The organism is Streptomyces sp. NPDC050759 (assembly GCF_044456945.1).
GTDB lineage: Bacteria > Actinomycetota > Actinomycetes > Streptomycetales > Streptomycetaceae > Streptomyces.
Genome location: NZ_JBITGI010000006.1, coordinates 198621 through 223683, shown reverse-complemented (window position 1 = coordinate 223683; position 25063 = coordinate 198621). Strand labels below are relative to the sequence as shown.

Genomic DNA, 25063 nt, shown 5'->3' with positions numbered 1-25063 from the left:
TCAGGGGGAGGGGCCGCGCCGTGGAGGTCAGTCCTTGACGGCTCCGGCGGTCACGCCTGCGGCGACGTAGCGCTGGGCGAGGACGAGGATGACCGCGGCGGGCAGGGAGGCCACGACGGCGGTGGCCATGATGGCGTTCCACTGCTGGTTGTTGTTGCCGATGTAGTGGTAGATGCCCAGGGTGATCGGCTCGTGGGCGCCGCCGTTGACCAGGGTGCTGGCGAAGACGAAGTCGGACCAGGACCACAGGAAGGCGAACAGGGACACCGTGACGACGGCGTTGCGGCTCATCGGCAGGACGACCGACCAGAAGGTGCGCAGGGGGCCCGCGCCGTCCGTCTTCGCGGCCTGGAGGAGTTCGCCGGGGATGCCGGACATGAACGCGGTGAAGATGAGGACGGCGAACGGGACGGCCAGGGTGGAGTCGGCGACGATGAGCCCGGGGACGGTCTGGAGCAGGCCGAGTTGGAGGTAGATGGCGTAGAAGCCCATCGCCATGATGATGCCGGGGATCATCTGGGCGGCCAGCAGGACGAAGCTCATGATTCCGCCGCCGCGTGGGCGCAGCTTGGCCAGCGCGTAGCCGGCGGGGGCGGCGAGTGCCACGGTCAGGGCGACGGTGCCCAGGCCGATTACGAGGCTGGTGCCGAGGTAGGGCAACTGCTGGTCGACGACGGCCCGGTAACCCTCCAGGGTGACGTGGGAGGGGAACAGGTCCGGTGGGCTCTTGCGCATGTCCTGGTCGCGGGTGAGGGACACGTTGAGCATCCAGTACACCGGGAAGAGCATGATCGCGGTCAGCAGTAGGCCGACGGCGGTCTTCAGACGGGTTCTCATGACAGCGCCTGCTTTCGCTGGACCCGGACGTAGACCAGGCCGAAGACCAGGGCGGCGACGACGAGGAGGTTGCCGACGGCGGCGCCGGGGCCGAAGGCGGGCAGCAGGTTGCCGAAGCCGAGTTGGTAGGACCAGGTGGCGAAGGTGGTGGACGAGTCGGCCGGACCGCCCTTGGTCATGATCCAGATGATGTCGAAGACCTTGAGTGTGTAGACCAGGCCCAGCAGCAGGGTGATGGCGGAGACCGGGCGCAGCAGCGGGAAGGTGATGCTCCAGAAGCGCCGCCAGGGGCCCGCGCCGTCGAGGGCGGCCGCCTCGTACAGGCTGCCGGGGATGGACTGCAGGCCGCTGTAGAGGACGACCAGGTTGAAGGGGACGCCGATCCAGATGTTCGCGATGATCACCGAGGTCAGCGACCAGGACGGCGAGGTCAGCCAGTTCACCGGGCCGATCCCGATGCCGTGCAGCACGGCGTTGACGATGCCGGAGTCGCTGTTGAGCATCCACGACCAGGTCGAGGCCGACACGATCAGCGGCAGCAGCCACGGCACCAGGAACAGGGCCCGCAGGGTGGCGGAGAGCCGGAAGTGCTGGTTGAAGAAGACGGCCAGCGCCAGGCCGATGCTGTACTGGAAGACCAGGCACACGCCGGTGAACACCACGGTGTGCAGCAGGGCCGGGGCGAAGGTCGGGTCGTCGAAGACCGTCCGGTAGTTCGCCAGGCCGGTGAAGGGCGCGTCGCCCCGCACGAACGAGCGCACGGTGTAGTGGCGCAGGCTCAGGTCGAGGTTGCGGTACAGCGGATAGGCGTAGAACAGGACGAGGTACAGGGTCACCGGGGCGAGGAAGGCCCAGGCGGCCCACTGCGGGGAGGCAGGGCGGCGCCGCGCCTCGGGGGCCGCGCCCTTGGAGTCGGTCCGCGGGCGCGGCACTTGTGTCGTCTGGCTCATCAACTGGCCCCGGGGTGCGCTCACTTGACGGCGGACTGGGCGTCGGTCAGCGCGTCCTTCGGGGACTTCGAGCCGCTGAGCGCGGACTGGACGGCCTTCCACATCTGCTCGGAGATCTTCGGGTACTTGGTGCCCAGGTCGTCGCTGGTGCGTCCCTTGGCCGCCTTGACCGCGTCGACCCAGGGCTTCAGCTCCGCGTTCGCGGCCACCTGCTTGTCCTGGACCTCGCTGGTGGGGGCCACGTAGGACAGGGTGGTGTCGGTGTCGTACAGGTTCTGGGTGCTGGTCAGGCAGGTCGCCAGCTTCTGGGCGGTGGCGTAGCGGCCGGTGTCGTCCTGGACCGGGAGGGTGACGAACTCGCCGCCGGTCGGTGCGGCGGCGCCGCCGCCGGAGGCGCCGGGTATCGGCAGCACGCCGTACTCGAAGCCGGCCTTCTTGGCGTTGGCGAGCTGCCAGGTGCCGTTCTCGGCGAAGGCGTAGTCGCCGGTGGCGAACTCCTGCCAGCTGGTCGTCTGGGTGTTGTTGAGGACCGAGTTGGGGGCGTAGCCGCCCTTGACCCAGTCCTTCCACAGGGAGAGCGCCGACTCGCCCTGAGCGGAGTCGAGTTGGGTCAGCTTCGCGCCCGCCCCCCAGAACCACGGCAGGAACTGGAAGCTGCCCTCCTCGGTGCCGATCGCGGAGAACGTGATGCCCTTCTTGCCGGCCTTCTTCACCTTCTCCAGTGCCGCCGTGAGGGACGCCCAGTCCTTCACCGAGGCGATGTCCACGCCGGCTTCCTTCAGGACCTTCTTGTTGTAGTAGAGCGCGAGGGTGTTGGCGCCGATCGGGGTGCCGTAGGTCTTGCCGCCCGACTGGCCGGCCGCGAGGAGGTTGGGGTCCACCTTGGAGGTGTCCAGCTTGTTCTCGTCGGTCGTGGTGAGGACGCCCGCCTCGGCCAGGGTCGAGACGACCGGGTTGTCGACGATGAGGATGTCCGGGGAGTTGCCCTGCTGGGCCGCCAGCAGGGCCTTGTTCGTCAGGTCACTGGTGTCGAAGCCGGTCCGCTTGACCTTCACGCCCGCCTCGGTGCCGCACTTGTCGAGCAGGTTCGTCCAGGCCGAGCCCTTGGCGAACTGCGGGTAGGGGTCCCAGACGGTGTACGTGCCGCTGTCGGCGCCCTTGGTGCCGCTGCTGCCGGAGCCGGAGCCGCAGGCCGTGACCGTGACGGCCATGGCGACGACCGTCACGGCTGCGGCGGTCAGACGGCGCTGTCTGGAGAAGCTGTTCATGGTGGGTTCCTTCGGTTCGGGGCATGCGGGTGCCGCGGCGGTGGGTCGCGCGGAGCAGCGGGCACGGCGAACAGCGCCGTCAGGCGGTCCGGACGTGAGGGTGTGACGGTGGAGCGTGGTTGCGGAGTGGGATCAGGTCCCTGCGGGCCCGGTGCTGCTCCGCAGCGAGATCGGTGGGATGAGCAGATGCTGCCGGGGCGGCGCGTCGGAGTGGTCCAGCCGCTCCACCAGCAGGTCGACGGCGAGCCGGCCCATCTCGGCCGCCGGTACGTCCGCCGCGGTGAGCTGCGGGGTCACCGTCTCCGCCCAGCGGTTGGCGACGATCCCGGTGATCGAGAAGTCGCGCGGCACATGGCGGCCCGCGTGGGCGAGCCCCCGGTAGAGGCCGCCCAGCGCGGCCTCGTTCAGGGTGACCAGGGCGGTGGTGGCCGGGTCGTCGTGCAGGATCCGTTCCACACAGGCCTGGCCCGCGGCGGCGTCGTCCCCGCAGCAGTACGTCCGCACCGTCAGCCCGCGTTCGGCCGCGGCCTTGGTGAAGCCGTCCAGTCCGCGGTGGGCGGACTCGTACCCGGTCCTCAGGAGTTGTTCGGGCCGGTTGACGAAGGCGACCCGGCGGTGGCCGAGGTCCGCGAGGTGATGGACGCAGGCCGCCGCCAGCGCGGTGTGGTCCAGGCCGACGTACCAGCCGTCCTCCGGGTGGGCGGTGCGTCCGATGGCGACGGAGGGGAAGCCGAGCGCGGCCAGGTGATCGGCCCGGTCGTCCTCCAGCCTGATCTCCATCAGGATCGCGCCGTCGACCCTGCGCTCCCCCAGCAGTCGCTGGAAGGAACGGTCGCTGTCCATGCCGCTGGGCGACAGCAGTACGTCGTAGTCGTAGGCCGCGGCGGCCTCCACCACGCTGCCGATGAAGTCGAGCTGCATCCCCGTGTAGTGGTTCCCGGCCGGCGGAAAGACCAGGCCGATGGTGCTGGTCCGCCCGTTGGCCAGGGCGCGGGCGCTGGCGCTGGGCTGGTAGCCCAGTTCGTCGACGACCTGCTGGATCTTCCGTCGCGTGTCCTCGGACACCGGGCGCTTGCCGCTCAGTGCGTAGGACACGGTGCTGCGCGAGACACCGGCCCGCCGGGCGATCTCACCGATGTTCACGGCGACTCCTTGGGACGGGCGACCGGCTTGTCGAACCGGTTCGCGTGGAAGTGAACGTAGGAACTGCCCCGACGCCTGTCAATACCCTGAACGTATTCGCTGACGGGGTGGGAGAGACGGCGAGTTCCCCGTGTCGAAGGGATTGCTGGCCCGATGTCCCGGTGCTAGCTTCGCCGAACCGGTTCGACACAGTCGCCCAGGGCGACTCCCTCGTACCTGCCGTCACAGAGCCGCCGCACCCGCATCCCCCTACACGCGCCCTCCCCCCACCTTGCCTGGACCGAACCGATTCGACGGCGACTGGGACGGGCCGACGGAAACCGTTACTCGACGATGAGGACGAATCCATGTCATCCGCTGACAGATCCACGCGCCGCCGCGCGCCGGCCGCCATGGCGCTGGCCCTCGGCGCGGGCCTGCTGGCCGCGCCCGCCGTCTCCGCGCACGCGGCCGAGGCGCCCGGGCCCGCCGCCCGCTACACCTTCGACCAGGACGACCTCGCCTCCGGAAAGATCACCGACAGTTCCGGCAACGGCCTGACGGCGAGCCTGGTGAACGGCTCGACGGCCCAGTCCGTGGCGGGCACGGACGGCGGCAAGGCGCTCGCCCTGCCGGGCGGGGCCCCCACCTCCGACGGCGCCTACGTCCGTCTGCCCCGCGAAGTGGTCGGTGACGCAAGCGACCTGACGGTCTCCGCCCGGGTGAAGTGGAGCGGGGACACGTCGTCCTGGCAGCGGATCTTCGATCTCGGGACCGACACCACCAGGTACCTCTTCAGCACGCCGTACAACGGCAACGGGCTGTTCCAGACCTCCGTGACCACCGGTGGAGGCGGCGCGGAGACCCAGGTCCGCGGCTATGCGGCACTGCCCGCGGACGCGTGGCGGACGGTCACCGTCACCCTCGACACCACCGCCGGCCGGCTCACCACCTACCTCGACGGGGTGGCGGTGTCCTCCGCCGCGACCGCCATCAAGGCCAAGGACCTGCTGAGCGGCTCGGCGACCGCCGCCGGCTACATAGGCAAGTCCCTCTATCCGGACCCGCTGCTCAAGGGTGCCGTCGACGACTTCGCCGTGTGGCACTCGGCGCTCAGTGCCGAACAGGTGGCCGGCCTGGTCGGTGCCGTGCCGACCCTCCAGGAACTCTCGAAGACGTCCTTCGACGTCCGTACGACCGACGGGACCGCGCCGACCCTCCCGGCGGCCGTGCGCGCCACCTTCTCCGACGGTTACGACCGCGACACGCCTGTCACCTGGGACGCCGTACCGCCCGAGAAGTACGCCCAGCCCGGGACCTTCACAGTGGCGGGAACGGCGGCGGGACGCGCGGTGCGGGCGAACGTCACCGTGGTCCGCGAGGGGCAGCTCACCGTCGACCTCGGTTCGGACACCGGCGCGTTCCACGGCGGCGCCTCCGGCACCCTCTACGGGGTGTACGGACCGGACGTCCCCACCAACAACCTCATCGAGGGCATGGGCCTGCGCACGGTCTCCACCAAGGCGCAGGACGGTCCGCAGCACCCCGGCGCCGACGCGCTGGACGTGGTCAAGCCGCTCGCCGACTCCACCGACGGCGATGTCTACATCTATATGACCGACATCCACCGCGGCTTCCCGTACGAGTGGCCTGGCGACACTCCCGCGGAGAAGCTCAAGCTCTATGAGGAGAAGATCGCCAAGCAGGTCGACCAGGTGCTCAAGCTGCCGAAGCAGTACCAGGACAACATCGTCTTCGTGCCGTTCAACGAGCCCGAGGGCAACATGTTCGGCACCGGCCAGTGGAGCTACAACAAGGTCAGCTGGCTGAGCGACCCCGACGACTACTTCGCCGCCTGGGACTCCGCGTACAAGCTCATCAAGACCAGGATGCCGGACGCCCGTATCGCCGGCCCCAACACCAGCATCCTGTACGACCAGGTGAAGGGCTTCCTCACCCATGCCCTGGCCGCGGACACCCTCCCGGACGTCATCACCTGGCACGAGCTGAGCCACCCGGAGGCGGTGCGCGCGAGCGTCGCCAAGTACCGGGTGTGGGAGAAGGAGCTGTTCAAGGGCACCGACCGCGAGGGCACCCAACTCCCCATCAACATCAACGAGTACGCATTCAACTACCACACCTCCGTTCCCGGCCAGATGATCCAGTGGGTCTCCGCGATCGAGGAGTCCAAGGTGGACGCCGACATCGCGTACTGGAACATCGACGGCAACCTCTCCGACTCCGCGGTGCAGTCCAACCGCGGCAACGGCCAGTGGTGGCTGCTGAATTCGTATGCCTCGATGAGCGGGCACACGGTGGCGGTGACGCCCCCGTTCCCCGGCGAGAACTACACCATGCAGGGCGTGGCCACGCTGGACCAGAAGAAGAAGCAGGCCCGGCTGCTCTTCGGCGGCTCCACGGGCAAGGGTCACATCACCTTCTCGAACGTCCCGAAGAAGCTCTTCGGTGACCGTGTGCACGCCTGGGTGCGGGAGGTCGAGTGGAGCGGGCAGGTCGGCGACTCCTCCGGCCCGAAGCTGCTCACGGAGACGAACCTGAAGGTCGCGGACGACGGCACGGTCACCGTCGACTTCGGTGACGGCGCGCTGCCGAAGCTGAAGGAGTCCTCGGCGTACGAGATCGTCCTCAGCCCGGCCGGGAAGGCGGCGAAGACCCAGTCGCCGCCGGTGCGTTGGCAGGGTTCGTACGAGGCGGAGGACGCGGCCCACACCGGGTCCGGCTACTCGAAGAACGGCCCGGAGGGCTCCACCTCCGACGTGTCGAAGTTCTACACCTCCGGCGGCTACGACGTGGGCGGCCTGCGCACCGGCTCGGACGTCACGCTCGACTTCACGGTGGACGTGCCCGAGGACGGCACCTACGACCTGAGCGTCTTCGCCAACTCCCTCAACACCTTCGACAAGGTGAAGGAGCAAGGCCCCACCAACGTCTTCCTTCGGGTGGACGGCAAGGCGGACAGCGAGCAGGAGATGTACCTGCCGCTCGGCTACAAGTGGGTGGTGTGGGACCACACCGACACCAAGGTGAAGCTCACCAAGGGCAAGCACACCCTGACGCTCGCGGCGAAGAGCCTGGACGGCAAGCGGGCGACGAAGGGTGACGCCATCGTCGACCGCCTCACCCTCGCCCTGCCGAACGCTTCGGCCGGCACGCAGGTGCACGAAGGGGAGCTGGCCTGGCTGGGCGGTGGAGCACAGCCCGTCTACAACCTGCCGGGCTCGGGCTCGGGCGCGGCCCGGCTCGCCAAGGGCCAGACCGCCACGTTCTGGGTGTACTCCCCCGCCGACCGTGAGGCCACCCTCGAGGTCGACACCCTCGCCGGCACCGGCGCACGGCTCTCCGTCAACGGACACGACGTCCTGCGCCTGGCCAAGGGCCGGAGCAGCGTCGCGGTCTCCCTCTCCGGCGGCGTCAACAAGGTGACGGTGACGGGCGGTTCGTCGGCCACCCTCGTCGACCGTCTGACGGTCACCCCGACCGAGGGGGCGCTGAAGGCCCGTACGTACGAGGCCCAGGACGCGGTACTCGCGGGCTCGGCCACCCTCACCCCGCTGCCCCTGGCCACCGACGGCACGGCGATCACCGGCATCGGCGGCGACCCGGGCAACAGCAACACCGCGACGTTCACCGTCACCGCGGACCGGGCCGGTCTGTACGCGCTGCGCGTCCGCTACTCCAACCCGGAGCAGTCCGAGGCCACCCACTACAACCCGGACCCGCTGGCCCGGCACGCCGACATCACCGTCAACGGCGGCGGGACGCGGCGCGTCGGCTTCCCGCACAGCTTCCACCAGGACAACTTCTGGGAGCTGACCGTCCCCGTCACCCTGAAGAAGGGACAGAACACGATCGCCTTCCGCTCCGAGGAGCTGCCGAACTTCGACGGCACGACCTACGCCTCGGAGACCTTCCCCGGGGTACTGCTCCGATCCCGGTACGCGCCGCTGATCGACCGGATCACCGTGGCGCCGTACGCGCGGGAGAGGTGATCACCACCGGCGGCGCCCTCGGACGCCGCCGGTGCCGGCCCTCCTGACAGGGTTCGACCCACTGGCCGCGGCGGCCTTCCCCATCCGGATGGCCGCCGCGGCCGCCCCGCGTGTCCAGCAGGGAGGGAGACCCCTCCGGTCGCTCAGTCGGTGGCGGTCGGAGACGCGTGGGCCGCGCCGCGCGAGCCGGGGGACGGCCGCCGCCGGCGCGTCGGCGGGGGCGCCGTCGAGGCGCGTACGACGAGCTCGATCGGTGGGTCGGTCGCCGGGGCCGGCTCGGCGTCCGGTTTCTCGATGGCCTGTACCAGGAGCCGCAGACCTTCCCGGGCCACGGCGTCGAACGGCTGGCGCACGGTGGTCAGCGGTGGGGTGACATAGGCGGAGACGGGGATGTCGTCGAAGCCGACGACACTCACGTCCTCCGGCACCCGCAGGCCCGCCTCCAGCAGTGCGCGGATCAGGCCGACGGCCATGTCGTCGTTGGCGGCGAACACCGCGGTGACATCACCGGCGGCGGCGAGTTCGCGGCCCGCCGTGTAGCCGGACGAGGCCGACCAGTCGCCCTCGATGACGGGCGGCTGTGCCCTGTCACGTGCCGCGAGCGCCTCCCGCCAGCCCTGGAGACGGTCCCGGGCGGCGAACCACCTATGCGGACCGGCCAGGTGATGGACCGTCACATGCCCGAGGTCCAGCAGGTGTTCGGTGGCCGCCCGCGCCAGTGACTCGGCACCGACACCCGCCGCCACCGCACGCGGGCCCCCGAACGTCGCGGGCGCGCCGAGGACCAGGACCGGGACACCGGCCCTGAGCGGCACCGAACCCTCGTCGATCGGTTCGGACACGACGATGCCGTCCACGCCCTGCTCGAGGAGCGACTCCACGGCCCCGGCGACGCCCGCCGGATCACCCTCCTGCGTGTTGACCACCCGGAGCGCGTATCCGGCGTCCCGGGCGGCCCGCTCGATGCCGATGAGCAGGGAGGCGGGCCCGTAAAGAGCGGTTCCGAGCGCGACCACCCCGATCGAACGGGTACGTCCCGAGGCCAGGGCCCGGGCCGCGCTGTTCAGCCGGTAGCCGAGTTCCTCCGCGGCTCGCAGCACCCGCTCCCGCACATCGGCGGACACGTACCGCTCACCGTTGAAGACCCGCGAGACCGTCTTCTGGGAAACACCGGCCAGCCTGGCCACATCCACGGCACGCGGCGCGCCAGTGCTCTGGCCCTGTCCTCCCACTGGCGTCATTGCGTCTCCCGATGTCCGTCACCTCGAATCCTAGCCAGAGCCACTGGTCGAGGCCTGACCCCTCCGGGAGAGATCGTTACCCGGCGTGGCCGTCCGAGCGGCGGCGGTGCAGCGTGAACGTCTCGAAGACCGACAGGTCGCCGCCGGGCTTGTTCACGTTGTAGTAGGTCACGTGCATGCGGGTGGTGTCACCGGCGTGCCGGCCGGGGTCGACCGTGAAGGCGGCGAAGCCATAGGGGTGCTCGATGTCCCGGACCCCTGTCCAGACCGCCTGCTCCTTGGTGTAGGTGGAGGTGCGCTTCCCGTTGGCACCGGCGGTCGCCGACACAGCGGTGATCACCTTGGCGGTGCCGTCCTTGAAGAAGTTCTGGTTGGTGGTGCCCGAGACACCTCCGCCGCCGAGGATCATGTGCACGGTGCCCAGGCCGGTGTCGATGGAGTCGGTGGCCCCGGAGACCGGGTTCGGGGTCAGCGTCTCGCTGCCGGTGACGACTCCGCGGACGGCCAGCGAGCGCTCGTAGTTGTGCTCGTGGCCGCACAGGACCAGGTCCACTCCGTACCGGTCGAACAGCGGGCCGTACTTCTGGCGCAGGCCGAGGTCGGCGCCGTTGGCGTCCGAGGAGCTGATCATGACCTGGTGCATGGCGACGACCACCCAGTCGATGTCCCGGGAGGACCGCGCCGCCATCAGTTCCCTTTCGAGGAAGGCGAGTTGGCGCCCGCCGGAGTAGCCACTGACGTAGATGTCACCGCCGTCCTGGAGGCAGTTGTCGTCGTTCTGTAGCACGATCACGCGGACCGAGCCGGCGGTGAACGCGTACCAGAGACCGGCGAGTTCGGCGTCCGTCTCGGTGGACGGGAGGGCGAAGTAGGTCTGGTAGGCGCCGAGTCCGAGCGGGCCGTTGGCCTTCTCGATCTCGTGGTTGCCGGCCGCGGGCATCCAGGGGCGGAAGCGCGCGGAACGGGTGTTGTTGGTGAAGAAGTTGTTCCAGGTGCGCACCCGGTCGACGTCGAGGTTGGCGTAGCACAGGTCGCCGTTGAGGAGGTGGAAGAGCGGGGCGACCTGCTCGATGCCGGTGACGATGTCCTTGGTCGCGGGGGTGGAGTTCGCGTCCAGCGCGGGCGTGCCGTTGGCCGCCCAGGTCACCTGGGGCGCGGACTGGTCGCCGAAGCTGGTGAAGGTGAACGGCCGCCGTCCGCGCGGAGCCGTCCGGAACGTACCGCTGTCGGGAGTGGCCCCCTCGTGGGTGGCGAGGTAGATGTACTCGGTGCCGGGGCGGAGCCCTTCCAGCGCGGCGTGGTGGACGTGGACGGTGCGGCTGGACGTGCCGTCGACATAGGTGACGGTCCGGGCCTCCGCGCTGGAGCCGAAGCCGTGCTCCAGGGTGCCGTAGCGCACCACCGGTCTGGTCACCGGCCGGTCGGTGAGCCACGAGACCGTCATCTGGGTGCGCGGGTCCGCGCCGAAGGTCAGGTGCAGCCCCTGGACCGGGGGCGCGCCGGAGGAGTCGGCGGTGAGATGAAGGGCGGGGGCGGCCTGTGCCGTTCCCGCGCCGAGCAGCGGGGTGACGGCGGCGCCCGCTCCCGCCGTACCGAACATGCCCAGCGCGTGCCGCCGGCTGACCCCCTCGGAAGCCTTCGCCGACCCGTCCGATGTACCTGGACCTGACTGTGCGGTCATGGTGCCCTCCCTGGCTGACGTCGACCGCACCCTGGCGCGCCACAGCGGCACTTGAGTGAACGCCGCGTTGCCAGATGGTCGTCGAGCCGGGAGTGACGGCCCACGAGGGCAAATCTTGCCTCCGCCTTTGCCGGGGGCCGCCCGGCCGTTGACGCTCGCAAGAGGACCTAGGTCGCGGCCCACCTGGCCGGGCCCGAAAGAGGAGCGGCAGCCCATGACCGGGTCCGGGAGGGGCGGATCCGGCGGAGCGGCCCCGCCCCGTCCCGCGTTCAGGCGGTCGGGGCCAGCCGGAGGAGTACGGCCGTGTCGGTGCGCGGCAGGCCGACGGTGAGCTTTCCCTCGGCCGCGTCCCACTCCACCGTCGCGTCGGCCGTCGTGGGCTGGAGCACCTCTGGCCGCGCCTCGACGCCACGCAGGTGGGCCAGCGTGAGCGTACGGCTCTCCGGGACGTCGGCCCGCTCCCGCCGCCACACCGCGAGGAGCGTCGCCTCGCGCCCCCGCAGTCCATGGGCGATCCAGGCGTCCTCCCAGTCGGGCAGGCCCAGCGGCCAGAAGGGACGGGCACCGGCGATCTCCGGCCGGATGTCCTTGTACACCCGGATCGCGGAGCGGACGAGCTCGAACTGCTCGTCGTCCATGCGGTCGAGGAAGCCGGAGAGGTGGATCCGGCCCAGCAGTGCGCCGGTGAGGGTGAACGCGATCCGGTCGGGGGTGTGGTCGGGCTGCGGGTAGGCCCACACCGCGGCCTGTTCGGGGGCCACGGCGGTGGCGGCGGACGCGGCGATGGGCGGGTAGCGCAGCAGGTCCTGCTGGTCGCTGGTGGACTGGAGCTGGGTGACGGCGAGTTGGGCGTAGTCCATGCGCAGACCGCCGGAGCCGCAGTTCTCCAGGACCAGGCCGGGATGCCGGTCCAGGAGGGCGGACATCCAGCCGAGGTGGGCGCGGTGGTGGCCCAGCAGACCGACGCCGGGACTCTCCGGGCCGTTCTCCGTGCCGGGTCCGATGTTGATGTTGTAGTCGAGCTTGAGGTACCCGACTCCCCACTCCCCGACCAGCCGGTCCACCACCGCGTCGAGGTGGGCCCGGGCGGCGGGGTGGCGCAGGTCCAGGTGGTGCCGTCCGTGTTCCGTCACGCGCAGGCCGCCGCGCCGGAAGAACGCCTCGGGCGGCAGGGTGTCGGCCAACGGGCTGCGCACGCCCACGACTTCGGGCTCCAGCCACAGCCCCGGGACCATGCCGTGTCCCCGGATCGCGTCCAGCACCTCCTGGATGCCGCCGGGGAAACGGCCCCGGGCGGGCTGCCACGCGCCGACGGCGTCCCACCAGCCCTGGGCGTCGTCGTCGTACCACCCGGCGTCGATGACGAACACCTCGGCGCCCGCCTTCCCCGCCGCCTCGACGAGCGGCAGCAGCTTGTCGGTGGTCGGGTCGCCCATGAGGGTGTTCATGTAGTCGTTGTAGATCACCGGCAGGGCGCGGTGGTCGGGGTGGTCGCGGCGGATCAGCCTGCGGTAGTCGGTGAGGTCACCGAATGCGGCGTCGAGGCCGCCCGTCTCGCCGCAGACGAGGACGGCGGGAACGGTGTGGAAGTCCTCGCCGGGCGCGAGGGTGTGCCGCCACTGGTGGTGGGCGTCGTCGGGGCCGAACAGGGCCACGTAGGCGGCGCCTTCGCGTTCGCCGGTCTCGAAGCGCCACCCCGCGCTGGACTCGATCTGCCACAGCCAGGTGCGGCCTGAGAGGTCGGTGAGCGCCCCCATCGGCAGGTGCCGGCCGGTGGACCAACTCCCTTGCGAGGAGCGCTCGAAGCAGCCCCGCCCCTCGTGACCGTGCGCGGACCGGCTCAACGGGACGACCTGGTCACGGAAGGGGGCCTGGCGCCAACGGCACTCGGCGAGCCAGTCGTTGTCCGCCCAGTGCAGGGTCAGTCCGTCGAGGCCGCCGCCCACGTCGGTGATGCCGCCGACGGTCAGGCTGCTCACGCTCTCGAGCCGGAGGGGTGTGCTGCCCTCGTTGACCAGACGCACCCGCGAGCGCAGGAAACCGGCACCCGGAGCCGTCTCCAGGACCACCTCGGCGACCAGGCCGGTCTCGGGGTCCGCGAGCCGGATCGTCGTACGCTCCCTGCCCCCCTCCCGGACCGTCTCGTGGTCACGGTAGGCCAGGCGGTCGCCGATCACGGTCTCGATGAAGCGCTCCCCCGACCACAGGCGTCCGTGTCCGGTGGCGGTGACCTCGACGAGAGGCACCAGAGTGGCCCAGTCCTGGCCGGGCGCCCCCAGCCGGACCGAGCCCGTGGCGTCCAGGAGGGCGTGCAGCCCGAGCTCCGGGTGCGACCAGAGGCGGGATCTCCCGAGTGCTCCGACGGCTGAGGTCAACGCAGTTTCCCCTTCCGGCTCGCCCGCCATGTGACCGCTCGCGATCCTCGCACGTATGTGACCGGTCACACAAGCCTGCGCAGCGAGCGCCGGGCCTGCCGGAGGCGACCGGGCCGACGACTGTTGACCTGCTCGCATAGAGTTCCGCCATGAGCAGCAACGGCACCGAGTCCGGGGGCACGTCCAGCGGCGGTGTGCAGTCCGTCGACCGGGCTGTCACCGTGCTGGAGATCCTCGCCCAGCGCGGCGAGGCAGGCGTCAGTGAAGTGGCCGAGGCGATCGACGTCCACAAGTCCACCGCGTTCCGTCTGCTGGGCGCGCTGGAGGCGCACGGGATGGTGGAGCAGGAGGGCGAGCGCGGGAAGTACCGCCTCGGCTTCGGCATCGTGCGGCTGGCCGGCGCGGTCACCGGGCGCATCGACGTCACCAAGCACGGCCGCGGGATCTGCGAGCGCCTCGCCGACAGACTCGGCGAGACGATGAACATCGCGGTCCTGGAGTCCCACCATGTGATCAACCTCGACCAGGTGCGCGGCCGGTCCGCCATCACCGCGCAGAACTGGGTCGGCCGGCTGACGCCGATGCACTGCACGTCGAGCGGCAAGGTCCTGCTCGCCCATCTCACGGAGCAGCGCCGGGACGAGCTCGTCGCCACGGCCGGTCTTGAACGGCTGACGGCCCGCACACTGACCTCCCGGCAGACGCTGGAGGCGGAGCTGGTCCGGGTCCGCGAGCAGGGCTACGCCCTGACGGTCGAGGAGTACGAGGAGGGCCTCAACGCCATGGCGGCGCCGGTGCGTTCCGGCGAGGGCAAGGTCGTCGCCGCCCTCACCGCCTCGGGTCCCGCCTTCCGTCTCACCGAGGAGCGGATGCACGAGCTGGCACCGGTGCTGGTGGAGGGCGCGGACGAACTCAGCCGGCGGCTCGGTTACTTGGGCTGACCGGGCTTCCGCCGGGGCACGCTCACCCCCGGAGACGGGACATCGTCGGGTCGAACAGCGGCTCCTCGGCCACCACCGCCTCCACGCGCTGGTCGAAGTACCCGATGTGCAGCGCACGGCCGGCCACCGCGAGCTCCGCGGGCAGCCAGGCGTACGCGATGCCCTTGCCGATCGTGTATCCGAAGGCCGCGCTGGTGACGTAGCCGACTGCGCGCTGTCCGTCGTAGACCGGCTCCTTGCCCATGACGACGGCCCGCGGGTCCTCGATCGTCAGGCAGGTCAGCTTCCGCCGTACGTCGGCCCGGCGGCGCTCCAGTGCCGCCTTGCCGACGAAGTCCTCCTTGTCGGCCTTGACGGCGAAGCCGACCCCGGCCTCGTACGGGTCGTGCTCGTAGGTCATGTCGGTGCCGAAGGAGCGGTAGCCCTTCTCCAGACGGAGGCTGTTGAAGGCGCCCCGCCCGGCCGCGATGCCACCCAGCGGGCGGGCCGCCCGCCACAGCGTGTCCCACAGTTTCAGGCCCTGGTCGGCGGTGGTGTACAGCTCCCAGCCGAGCTCGCCGACGTACGAGAGGCGCATGGCCGTCACCGGGACGGACCCGATGTAGGCGCGCTTGGCGCGGAAGTACTTCAGGCCCGCGGCCGAGAAGTCCTCGTCCGTGAGCGGCTGGAGAACGTCCCGGGCGAGCGGCCCCCACAGGCCGATGCAGCAGGTGCCGGGGGTGATGTCGCGGACCTGGACGGTGCCGTCGGCGGGGAGGTGGCGGGTGAACCAGTCGAGGTCGAGGTTGCCGTTGGCGCCGACCTGGAAGAGGTCGGGGGCCAGCCGTGCGACGGTGATGTCGCTGCGGATGCCTCCGTCGTGGTCGAGGAGCAAGGTGTACGTCACCGAGCCGACGGACTTGGCGACCTTGCCGGTGCACAGCCGCTCCAGGAAGTCGGCCGCTCCCCGTCCGCTCACCTCCAGGCGCTTGAGGGCCGTCATGTCGTACATCGCGACGGTCTCGCGGGTGGCCTGGGCCTCGGCACCGACGATCGGCGACCAGTACCGCGCGGCCCAGTCGTTGGGGGTGACGATCGAACGGCCTTCCACCAGGCCCGCGTTGGCCTCATACCAGTGCGGCCGCTCCCAGCCGTTCGCCTCCAGGAAGAAGGCGCCCAGCTCCTGCTGTCGGGCGTGGAATGAGCTCGTGCGGATCGGGCGCGGGGCACCGGACGGCTCCAGCGGATGCAGGATGTCGTAGACCTCTGCGAAGTTCTGGCAGTCGCGGGCCAGTACGTACTCCGGGGAGAGCTGGTGCGGCTCGAAGCGGTTGACGTCGCACTCGTGCAGGTCGAAGGACGAGCAGTGGCCGTCGACCAGCCACTCGGCCATCGCCCGGCCGACGCCCGCGGAGTGGGTGACCCAGACGGCCTCGGCGACCCAGAAGCCCTTGACGTCCGGGGACTCGCCGAGGAGGGGCAGGCCGTCGGTGGTGAAGGAGAACAGGCCGTTGATGGCCTCCTCGATCTTGGCCTCGCGGGTGGCGGGGAGCAGTGACTGCGTCTCGGTCCAGGCGTCCGCGAAGTCGTCCTCGGTGAACTTCAGGACCGACGGCATCCCGTCCGCCTCGTCGACGGAGAGGATCTCGTCGGCGGTGATGGGCATGGGGCGGTGGCCGTAGTAGCCGATGCCGAGGGTGTCGTGGCGGTCGCGGTAGTAGAGGTCGGCGTCCTGGTGGCGCAGGATCGGGCGCACCGCCTCCTCGGTCTGGCCGGCGAGCGCCGGGACCGGGCCGGTCCAGGCGAGCTGGTGGGCGAGCGGGGTGAGCGGGAGGTTCATGCCGGCCATGCGGGCGATCCGCGGGCCCCAGATGCCGGCGCAGCACACGACGATGTCGGCCTGCAGGTCGCCCTGGTCGGTGCGGACGCCCGTCACCGCGCCGTCGGCCCGGAGCACGTCGAGGACCTCGTGGCGGGCCAGGAACGTCACTCCGCGCTCGGTGGCGCGGCGGATCTGCGCCTCGACGGCGAGGACGGCCTTGGCGAGGCCGTCGGTCGGGATGTGGAGGCCGGCGAGAACGCGGTCCCGGTTGACCAGGGGGTGCAGGGCGACGCACTCGTCGGCGGTCACGATCCGCGACTCCACGCCCCAGGAGGTGAGCCAGCCGTGTCGGCGGTGGAGTTCGGTGACGCGTTCGGGCGTGGTCGCCACCTCGAGGCCGCCGACCTGGAGGAAGCAGGGCTGTCCGTCGACGTCGAGCGAGCAGAACTTCTCGACGGTGTAGCGGGCCAGCTCGGTCATCGTCTTCGAGGAGTTGGCCTGGAAGACGAGGCCCGGGGCGTGCGAGGACGATCCGCCAGTGACCGGGAGCGGGCCCTGGTCGACCACGGTCACCTCGGTCCAGCCGCGTGCGGAGATCTCGTCGGCGAGTGCCGCGCCGACGACGCCCGCTCCGATGATGACCACTCGGGGTCCCGCCATCGCCGCACCTCCGGTTAAGTTGCTTTGTGCGCAACACGATTCAGGCTGCGCAACTCAATGTGCCCGCCTCGGGGAGGGGTGTCAAGAGCTCAGCACGCAGGGACGTTTAGCTCGATACCGGGATCGACGGTCAGGTCGTCCTGACCGCCTCGGGCAAAGCGGAATTGGCCCTTCGGGTTCAGCACCGGATCAGCCCGGACAGAGGCGGGCCCGTCAAGCGGGTGTATATCCCCAAGCCAGGCGGCAGGAGACGCCCGCTCGGCATTCCCGTGATCCTGGACCGGGTCGAGCAAGCCCGCGTCTCCCAGGCACTGGAACCGCAGTGGGAAGCGCGGTTCGAGCCGAAGTCGTACGGCTTCCGGCCCGGCCGCAGCTGTCAGGACGCCATCGCGGCGATCTACTGGACGGCCAAGGGCAGCAAGGCCCGCCGCCGGTGGGTACTGGACGCGGATCTGGCAGCGGCGTTCGACCGAATCGACCACGACCACCTGCTTCAGCAGCTCGGCACATTCCCCGCGCGGGAACGGATCGGGCAGTGGCTGCGAGCAGGTGTGGTCGAGGAAGGCCGGTTCACGCCAACCGAGGAGGGAGCTCCTCAAGGCGGCGTGATCAGCCCTGTGCTCCTGAACATCGCCCTGCATGGGATGGAGACGGCTGCGGGAGTCCAGTACCGGCAGACCGGACGCCGTGCCGGTGACACCATGCCGGGCTCCTCGCTGCTGGTGAGATACGCCGACGATCTCGTCGCCCTGTGCCATTCACGGGAACAGGCCGAACAGGTCAAGGCCCGTCTTGCCGAGTGGCTGAGGCCAAGGGGACTTGGTCTTCAACGAGGACAAGACGCGCGTCGTCCACCTCGAAGAAGGCTGCGACTTTCTCGGCTTCACCATCCGCCGCTATCACGGCAAGCTGCTGATCAAGCCCAACCGTGAGGCCGTCAGACGGATCCGGAACAGGCTGCGCGCCGAGGTGCGGTCCCTGCACGGGGCCAACGCTGCCGCGGTGCTGCAACGACTCAACCCGATCATCCGGGGCTGGTCGGCCTACTACCGGAGCATGGTCGCCAGCGAGGTCTTCACCGCGCTGGACGACTACATGTGGAAGCTCACCTACAAGTGGGCGACCCGCGCGCACCCGAACAAGCCCCGGCACTGGGTCACCACCCGGTACTACGGCACGTTCAACAAGTCCCGGCAGGACCAGTGGGTGTTCGGTGACCGCGACAGCGGCGCCTACCTGCTGAAATACGCCTGGACGAAGATCGTCCGACACCAGATGGTCCACGGCTCGGCGTTCCCGGACGACCCTGCCCTGGCGACCTACTGGGCCGAACGGCGCCGCACCAGCCCACCACCGCCGATCAACCGTGCCACCCTGCGCCTGCTCCAGGCGCAGAACGGGCAGTTTCTGATCTGCCGGGGACCGCTGCTGCACGCCGACTCCGCCGTCCAGCCCCACCGAGTGGGAACAAGGGCTGCGAGGCACCCGACAGGCGGTCACCACCAGGAAGATCACCTATCGCGGGATCGAAACGTCGGACGGGGTGCAACTCCGTCTCATCCACTCGTCCTGCACTGCACGCCTGTGAGCCTCTCGGGCTTGCTTGAGCCGAGCTGCGGGGAAAGCCCGCACCGCCGGTTCTGAGGGGGGACCGCCGCAGCAATGCGGCGGTCCTACCCGACTGGCCGGGTACAACTAGCCGACGCAGTGTTCGCCCTTCCAGGGCCAGTTGAAGCTTCCAGGCTTGACCAGGGCGACGTTCCAGTAGGGAAGAGCCGCGCAGGAGTCGATCCACAGCTGGGTCGCCGGGAATCTCCCGGCGGTCTTGCTGTTGAACAGAAGTGGCCCACCGGAGTACTTATAAATCTTGACGTTGTGGTCGGACGCGAGCGTGATGTAGGCCCTGGGCTGAGCCGACGTCACGTGATTCGGTCCGAACTCATCCTTTAGAACACCTTTGTAGTAGATGAGCGCGTTGGCATACTTGCCCATGCAAAGCTTTGCGACAGCCCCGCGCTGTCCAGCAGTGGACACGATGCACTTCCCGACGGTCAGCTTCTGGCCGACGTTCAAGTGGTACTGCCCAGCTGCAGCGTCAGCCTGAGTGGCTGGCGTGAAGATGGATGCCCCAAGCAGAATCCCGGCAATCAGAACGCTCCGCATATATTTGCGAATCCCCACGTCTCCCCGTTTCCGAATGAATTTGGGTTTGGTCGTAACCGTGTGCCATTCCGGACGAGATCTTACCGGGGAGATGCCTTCACCGCGGGCCTGGAAATCATTTTTGCCGCAGCTTGACCATTTTGCCGGCGGCCACGCTCCAGGCGAGGGTTTCATGTTGGAATTCGGGAGGAATCGCGGGCGAAATAGGTTGTTCTCCGGCAGTTCACGCAACGCACCCACGGAGCCTTGGCCGGAGAACAACCACATTAGCGGCGGACGCCGGCGCTATTTGAGCCAGGCGTCGACCTTTTCCTTGTTGGCCTCGACCCACTTCTTGGCCGCCGCCTCGTCCGTCATCTTGTCCTGCGCGATGTACTTGGCGACCTCGTTCTGGTCGTCGTTCGTCCAGTTGAAGTTCTTCACCAGGTTGTAGGCGGGGCTGCCGGACTTGGCGAACTTCGCGCTGACGATCTTGTTGAGGTTGTACACGGGATAGTCGCAGGCGACCTTCGCCGCGTCGGCGTCACAGCCGTCCTTGTACGCGGGCAGGCTGACCTTCTTCAGCGGGACCTCGGACAGGAACCACTGCGGCTCGTAGAAGTAGCCGATCACCCACTGCTTGTTCTTCTCGGCAGTGCGGAAGGCCTGGATCAGCGCCGTCTCACTGCCCGCGTACACCACCTTGAAGTCCAGCTTCAGGTTCGTCACCAGCGCCTCGTCGTGGGTGACGTACGACGGGTCGCCGTCGAGGAGCTGGCCCTTGCCGCCCGACTCGGACGTCTTGAACTTCGACGCGTACTTGTTGAGGTTCTTGTAGTCGAGGATGTCGGGGTGCGCCTTGGCCAGCCACGGCGGCACGTACCAGCCGATGAGGCCTTTGTTGCCGGTCGGGCCGGCGTCCACGGCGGTCTTCTGCTGGTCGATGTACTTCTTCACCAGGTCGGCGTGGCCCCAGTTCTCCAGGACCGCGTCGACCTCGCCGGAGCCGAAGCCCTGCCAGGCGATCTCTTCCTTAAGGTTCTTCTTGTTGACCGTACAGCCGAGGTTGTGCTGGGCGACGTACGCGACGACCGCCGCGTCCGCCTCGTAGCCCACCCACGGGTTGACGGCCAGATTGAAGGTGCCGCACTTGCCCGAGCTTCCCGAGCCCGCGGAGGAGCTGTCTCCGACCTTCGCCCCGCCGCACGCGGTGAGGGTGAGGCCGAGGACGGCCAGGCCGGCCGCGCCGGCTCGCCAGTGTCTTGCCATGGTGTCGTGCTCCTTAAGCGGTGGCGCGGCGCGCCGCGGCCTGAGTGATCCGGTCGAACATGACTCCGAGAAGGACGATGGCCAGACCCGCGGCAAGCCCCTTCCCGTACAGCTCCCCCCGTGAGAATCCGGCCACGACGTCGTAGCCGAGGGCGCCCGCACCTACCAGGCCGCCCACAACAACCATCGACAGCACGTAGATCAGGCCCTGGTTGGTCGCAAGCGTCAGGGCACTGCGTGACATCGGCAGTTGAACCTTGGTGATGATCTGCCAGGTGTTGCACCCGGCGGAGGTCGCCGCCTCCACGGTGGTCTCGGGCACCGCCCGGATCCCGTCCGCGATGATCTTCATGGCGACCGGGGCCCCGTAGACGATCGCGGCGACGATGGCCGTGAAGCGGGTGGGGCCGAACAGCGCGAGGAACGGCACGAGGTAGACGAAGGGCGGCATGACCTGGGCGGCGTCCAGGGTGGGCCGGATCAGCCGGTCCACCATCATGCTCCGCCCCATCCACACCCCGAAGACGATGCCGAGCACCATCACCAGGACCGTTGCGACGAGCGTCGAGGCCAGGGTGGTCATGGCGTCCGCCCACAGACCGGTGCCGACCAGCAGGCCCACGCACACGGCTGTGGTGACCCCGGACTTCCAGCCGCCGAGCACCACGCCCAGCGCCACCAGCACCGCGCCGACAAGCCACCACGGGGAGTCGGTGACCAGCGTCTGGAACGGGTTGAGCAGGCCGTTGGTGATGACGTCACGGATGGCGTTGGTGACGCCCGAGAGGCTGTCCTGCGCCCAGTTGGTCGCGCTGTCCGCCGCGCTCGCGATGTGGCTGCCGACCGTGCCGTCACCGGGGAAGTCGGCCGCCCACAGGTAGGTGTGCGACAGATAGATCAGGACCGCCGTGACGGCCGCACCGGCGCCCAGCAGCGGCCGCCGCCGCTTCAGGAGGCGGTTCTTGGAGCGCCGCGCGTTCTCCTCGCGGGCGGCGGCCGCGGTGGTCACCCGGTCCAGGACGATCGCCATGACCACGATGGCGAGGCCCGCGTTGAAGGCCGTGCCGACGTCGAGCGACTGCAGCGCCTGCAGGACGATCACGCCGAGGCCCGGCGCGTTGATCAGGGCCGCGATGGTCACCATGGCCAGGGCGGCCATGATGGTCTGGTTGACGCCCATCACCACGGTCCGCTTGGACATCGGCAACAGGACCTTCAGCAGCGACTGGCGGCGGGTGGCGCCGAGGGAGTCGGCAGCCTCGACCGTGGTCTTGGAGACATTGCGGATGGCGTGCGCGGTGATGCGGATCGTCGGCGGGGCCGCGTAGATCACGGTGGCGATGGTGGCGGACGCACCGCCGATGAGGAAGAACAGGGTCAGCGGTGCCAGGTAGACGAAGGTCGGCATCGTCTGCATGAAGTCCAGGAAGGGCGTGACGATCCGGTTGAACCGGTCCGACAGCCCGGCCCACACCCCGAGCGGGATCGCGAACAGCAGCGCCACGAACACCGCGGAGAGGGTGAGGGAGAGGGTGTCCATGCTCTCCTGCCACAGCCCCTGCAGCCCGAAGAAGGTGAACCCGGCCACGGCCAGCAGCGCGACCCGCCAGTTGCCCACGGCCCAGGAGACGTAGCCGGCGATGCCGACGACGCCGAGCCAGCCGATCTCCGGGACCGGACGGGCTCCGGACGGCTGCGAGATCAGGTGCTGGATGAAGGTCACCAGGTTGTCGATGACCAGCCGGATCTCGTTGAAGAAGTACAGGAAGAGCGGGTTGGAGTTGCGGTTGGCGCCGATGGAGTCGTTGAAGTCGTTGATCCAGCGGTGCAGATCGGTCAGGTCGGCCGCCGCCAGCGACAGCGTCTGCTTTCCGCGCAGTACGGCGAACAGGACCAGCCAGACGACCACGATCGCGCCGACCACCATGGGCCGGCTGATCCTGCGCGCCGCTTTGACGGGCGCGACCGGCTCTGCGGCCTCCGTTTTCTCGGGTTTCTCGATGGCGACGGTCATCACGCGCCGCCTTCCTGCCCGGCGACCACCGCGAGGATCTCCTCGTCACCGACGATGCCGAGCAGCTTGCCGTTCTCGACGACCTTGATGGGCTTGTCGGCCGCGAGCACCGCCCGGGTGGCCTCCTTCACCACGACGTCCGGACCCAGTTCGGGGCCGTCCAGCGGGTCGCCGTCCTCCGGCGGGCGCATGATCCAGCGCAGGGTCAGCACGTCGCCGCGCGGCACGTCCTTGACGAACTCGCGGACGTAGTCGTCGGCGGGGGCGCCGACCAGTTCGTCGCCGGTGCCGCACTGGACCATCTGGCCGTCGCGCATGATGAGGATGCGGTCGCCCAGCTTGAGCGCCTCGGACAGGTCGTGGGTGATGAACACCATGGTCTTGCCGACCTCGTGGTGCAGGCGGATGACCTCGTTCTGCATGTCCCGGCGGATCAGTGGGTCGAGCGCCGAGAAGGGTTCGTCGAAGAAGAGGACGTCGGGATCGCCCGCCAACGCCCGTGCCAGGCCTACGCGTTGCTGCATTCCGCCGGAGAGCTGGTCGGGGTAGGAGTTCTCGTAGCCGGCGAGGCCGACCAGGTCGACGACCTCCTGGGCCCGCCTGGTGCGTTCGGCGCGGGAGGCGCCGCGGATCTCCAGGCCGAAGCCGACGTTGTCCAGGACACGGCGGTGGGGCAGCAGCCCGAAGTGCTGGAAGACCATGGAGAACTTGCGGCGCCGCAGGTCGCGCAGGCGCCCGGCGTCGGCCTGGCGGATATCCTCGCCCTCGAAGACGATCTCGCCGGCGGTCGGTTCGATCAGCCGGGTCAGACAGCGCACCAGGGTGGACTTGCCGGAGCCGGACAGTCCCATGACGACGAAGACCTCGCCGGGCGCGACATCGAAGTGCACGTCCCGCACGGCGGCGGTGCAGCCGGTGCGGCCCATGAGTTCGCGGCGGGTGAGCCCGCGCAGCTCCTCGGAGTCCGGTACCTGGTCCGCCTTCGGCCCGAACACCTTCCACAGCCCGCGTACGGATATGACGGGCGTGGGAGCCGCGTCCTCGGGGGTGCCGCGGCGCGGCGGCACCTCGGTCTGGGTTGGGGTCATGGTCGACCTCTTCTCGGCGTTCAGCCGCGGAACCAGTGCTGCGGCCGGGGTTGGATGTTCTGCCAGATGTGCTTGGGCTCGCGGTACTCGTCGAGGCCGGTCGGTCCCAGTTCCCGGCCCACACCGGAGTGCCCGAAGCCACCCCACTCGGCCTGTGGCACATAGGGGTGGTAGTCGTTGATCCACACGGTGCCGTGCCGCAGCCGGCGTGCGACCCGCTGGGCCTTCCCGGCGTCCTGCGTCCAGACGGCACCGGCGAGTCCGTACTCCGTGTCATTGGCGATGCGTACGGCGTCGTCCTCGTCGGAGAAGCGCTCGACGGTCAGCACCGGCCCGAAGGACTCCTCGTGCACCACCCGCATGTCCTGCCGGCACTCGTCGAGCACGGTCGGCGGGTAGTAGTGGCCGTTCGCGAGGGCGGGATCGGTGGGCCGTTCGCCGCCGCAGCGCAGTACGGCGCCCTCGGCGACACCCGTGGCGACGTACGCCTCGACCTTCTCCAGGTGCTGCGCCGAGATCAGCGCCCCGGTCTCGGCCTCGGGATCGAAGGGCCCGCCGAGGCGGATCTGCCGGGCCCGGCGAACCACCTCGTCGACGAACCGGTCGTGCAGCGAGTCCTCGACGATCAGCCGGGCACCGGCCGAGCAGACCTGCCCCGAATGCAGGAAGACGGCCGTGAGCGCGAAGTCCACGGCCGTCTCGAGGTCGGCGTCGGCGAAGACGACGTTGGGATTCTTGCCGCCGAGTTCCAGCGCGACCTTCTTCACGCTCGCGGCGGCCGTCGCCATGATCCGTTTACCGGTCTCCACGCCCCCGGTGAAGGAGACCATGTCGACCCGGGGATCCTCGGAGAGCGGCGCGCCCACCTCGGGCCCGGTACCGAGGACGAGGTTGGCCGCACCGGCGGGCAGTCCGGCCTCCTCCAGCGCCTTCATCAGCAGGATCGCGGTGGAAGGGGTCAGCTCACTGGGTTTGAGGACGATCGTGTTTCCGGCCAGAAGAGCCGGAGCGACTTTCCAACTCACTTGCAGAAGGGGGTAGTTCCACGGTGTGATCAGACCGCACACACCGATCGGCTCGTAGACCACGCGGCTGACGGCGTCGTCCCGTCCGGTGTCGATCACGCGGCCGGCGTCGGTGCCGCCGAGCCCGCCGTAGTAGCGAAGACAGGAGACGACGTCGGCGATGTCGTACTCGCTCTCCACCAGCCGCTTGCCGGTGTCCAGCGATTCGGCGCGGGCGAACTCCTTGGCGTCGCGCTCGAGCAGGTCTGCGGTGCGCAGCAGCAGGGCGCCCCGCTCACGCTCGGGGGTGCGCGGCCAGGGCCCTTCGTCGAAGGCCCGGCGGGCGGCGGCGATCGCCGCCTCGGTGTCCGGGCGGGTCCCTTCGGACACGGTCGCGGAAAGCGTGCCGTCGGCGGGACATCGGATCTCCCGATGGCCTCCGGCCACCGGCTCCCGCCACTTCCCGTCCACATACAGGTCTGCCACCTGGGGAGCCCTTCGAGCGATTCTCGTTGCGCATCGCGCACCGCATTGCTTGTGGTGGAACACTCTGGAGAATGCATGAACCCACGTCAAGGGGTTGGGGGATGACGGTTTGGGCACGCGGGCGGCTTGCGCGCAGCCGGACCCCGGCCGGTTTCCGGTACAAGCGGCCCCACG

At 69.6% G+C, this 25063-nt stretch carries 17 protein-coding genes; 4 read left to right on the top strand and 13 right to left on the bottom strand.

Features of this window, described 5'->3' with window-relative positions:
* Window positions 1-27: 27 nt before the first annotated feature.
* The 4 genes from ACIBJB_RS20410 to ACIBJB_RS20395 form a co-directional block, all read right to left on the bottom strand.
* On the bottom strand, window positions 28-837 hold the full coding sequence (locus ACIBJB_RS20410) for a carbohydrate ABC transporter permease (RefSeq protein WP_398932393.1): 810 nt from the start codon (window positions 835-837) through the stop codon (window positions 28-30).
* Window positions 834-1787 carry a carbohydrate ABC transporter permease gene (locus ACIBJB_RS20405; protein WP_398932391.1) on the bottom strand — a complete coding sequence of 318 codons (954 nt, stop codon included), beginning with the start codon at window positions 1785-1787 and terminating at the stop codon, window positions 834-836. The genes ACIBJB_RS20410 and ACIBJB_RS20405 overlap by 4 nt, the downstream gene beginning before the upstream one ends.
* Before the next feature lie 20 nt (window positions 1788-1807).
* Window positions 1808-3055, bottom strand: a complete 1248-nt coding sequence (locus ACIBJB_RS20400) for an extracellular solute-binding protein (RefSeq protein ID WP_398932389.1) — start codon at window positions 3053-3055, stop codon at window positions 1808-1810.
* Window positions 3056-3187: 132 nt separating this feature from the next.
* On the bottom strand, window positions 3188-4198 hold the full coding sequence (locus ACIBJB_RS20395) for a LacI family DNA-binding transcriptional regulator (RefSeq protein ID WP_398932387.1): 1011 nt from the start codon (window positions 4196-4198) through the stop codon (window positions 3188-3190).
* Between the two features lie 392 nt (window positions 4199-4590).
* Here ACIBJB_RS20395 and ACIBJB_RS20390 point away from each other — a divergent pair, with 392 nt between their 5' ends.
* Window positions 4591-8187 (top strand): LamG-like jellyroll fold domain-containing protein, encoded by a 3597-nt coding sequence (locus ACIBJB_RS20390; protein WP_398932690.1) that lies wholly within the window; start codon window positions 4591-4593, stop codon window positions 8185-8187.
* A 143-nt stretch (window positions 8188-8330) separates the two neighbouring features.
* Here ACIBJB_RS20390 and ACIBJB_RS20385 read toward each other — a convergent pair whose 3' ends face one another.
* The 3 genes from ACIBJB_RS20385 to ACIBJB_RS20375 form a co-directional block, all read right to left on the bottom strand.
* Window positions 8331-9428 (bottom strand): LacI family DNA-binding transcriptional regulator, encoded by a 1098-nt coding sequence (locus ACIBJB_RS20385; protein ID WP_398932385.1) that lies wholly within the window; start codon window positions 9426-9428, stop codon window positions 8331-8333.
* Between the two features lie 76 nt (window positions 9429-9504).
* A complete protein-coding gene (locus tag ACIBJB_RS20380; protein WP_398932383.1) occupies window positions 9505-11109 on the bottom strand; it encodes a purple acid phosphatase family protein in 1605 nt (534 codons plus the stop codon).
* Window positions 11110-11378: 269 nt separating this feature from the next.
* Window positions 11379-13514, bottom strand: a complete 2136-nt coding sequence (locus ACIBJB_RS20375; protein WP_398932381.1) for an alpha-galactosidase — start codon at window positions 13512-13514, stop codon at window positions 11379-11381.
* Window positions 13515-13633: 119 nt separating this feature from the next.
* On the opposite strand from ACIBJB_RS20375, the gene ACIBJB_RS20370 reads away from it, so the two are divergent.
* Window positions 13634-14425 (top strand): IclR family transcriptional regulator, encoded by a 792-nt coding sequence (locus tag ACIBJB_RS20370; protein ID WP_398932379.1) that lies wholly within the window; start codon window positions 13634-13636, stop codon window positions 14423-14425.
* 22 nt (window positions 14426-14447) lie between these two features.
* Here ACIBJB_RS20370 and ACIBJB_RS20365 read toward each other — a convergent pair whose 3' ends face one another.
* Window positions 14448-16886 (bottom strand): FAD-dependent oxidoreductase, encoded by a 2439-nt coding sequence (locus tag ACIBJB_RS20365; RefSeq protein ID WP_398932377.1) that lies wholly within the window; start codon window positions 16884-16886, stop codon window positions 14448-14450.
* Between the two features lie 221 nt (window positions 16887-17107).
* Here ACIBJB_RS20365 and ACIBJB_RS20360 point away from each other — a divergent pair, with 221 nt between their 5' ends.
* Both ACIBJB_RS20360 and ACIBJB_RS20355 read left to right on the top strand, forming a co-directional pair.
* Window positions 17108-17818: a reverse transcriptase domain-containing protein gene (locus ACIBJB_RS20360; RefSeq protein ID WP_398932375.1), complete on the top strand. Its 711-nt coding sequence runs from the start codon at window positions 17108-17110 to the stop codon at window positions 17816-17818.
* The gene (locus ACIBJB_RS20355) at window positions 17706-18530 is read left to right on the top strand and encodes a group II intron maturase-specific domain-containing protein (protein ID WP_398932373.1); all 825 of its coding nucleotides are present in this window, start codon (window positions 17706-17708) and stop codon (window positions 18528-18530) included. Before ACIBJB_RS20360 ends, ACIBJB_RS20355 begins: the two co-directional genes overlap by 113 nt.
* Window positions 18531-18581: 51 nt before the next feature.
* On the opposite strand, the gene ACIBJB_RS20350 is transcribed toward ACIBJB_RS20355, so the two are convergent.
* From ACIBJB_RS20350 to ACIBJB_RS20330, 5 genes are all read right to left on the bottom strand, one after another.
* Window positions 18582-19067 carry a hypothetical protein gene (locus tag ACIBJB_RS20350; protein ID WP_398932371.1) on the bottom strand — a complete coding sequence of 162 codons (486 nt, stop codon included), beginning with the start codon at window positions 19065-19067 and terminating at the stop codon, window positions 18582-18584.
* Between the two features lie 267 nt (window positions 19068-19334).
* On the bottom strand, window positions 19335-20297 hold the full coding sequence (locus tag ACIBJB_RS20345; protein ID WP_398932369.1) for an ABC transporter substrate-binding protein: 963 nt from the start codon (window positions 20295-20297) through the stop codon (window positions 19335-19337).
* A 13-nt stretch (window positions 20298-20310) separates the two neighbouring features.
* On the bottom strand, window positions 20311-22311 hold the full coding sequence (locus ACIBJB_RS20340; RefSeq protein WP_398932367.1) for an ABC transporter permease: 2001 nt from the start codon (window positions 22309-22311) through the stop codon (window positions 20311-20313).
* Entirely contained in the window at window positions 22311-23399 is a 1089-nt protein-coding gene (locus tag ACIBJB_RS20335) for a glycine betaine/L-proline ABC transporter ATP-binding protein (RefSeq protein WP_398932365.1), read from the bottom strand. The genes ACIBJB_RS20340 and ACIBJB_RS20335 overlap by 1 nt, the downstream gene beginning before the upstream one ends.
* A gap of 20 nt (window positions 23400-23419) precedes the next feature.
* Window positions 23420-24889, bottom strand: a complete 1470-nt coding sequence (locus ACIBJB_RS20330) for an aldehyde dehydrogenase family protein (protein ID WP_398932363.1) — start codon at window positions 24887-24889, stop codon at window positions 23420-23422.
* Between the last annotated feature and the right edge of the window lie 174 nt (window positions 24890-25063).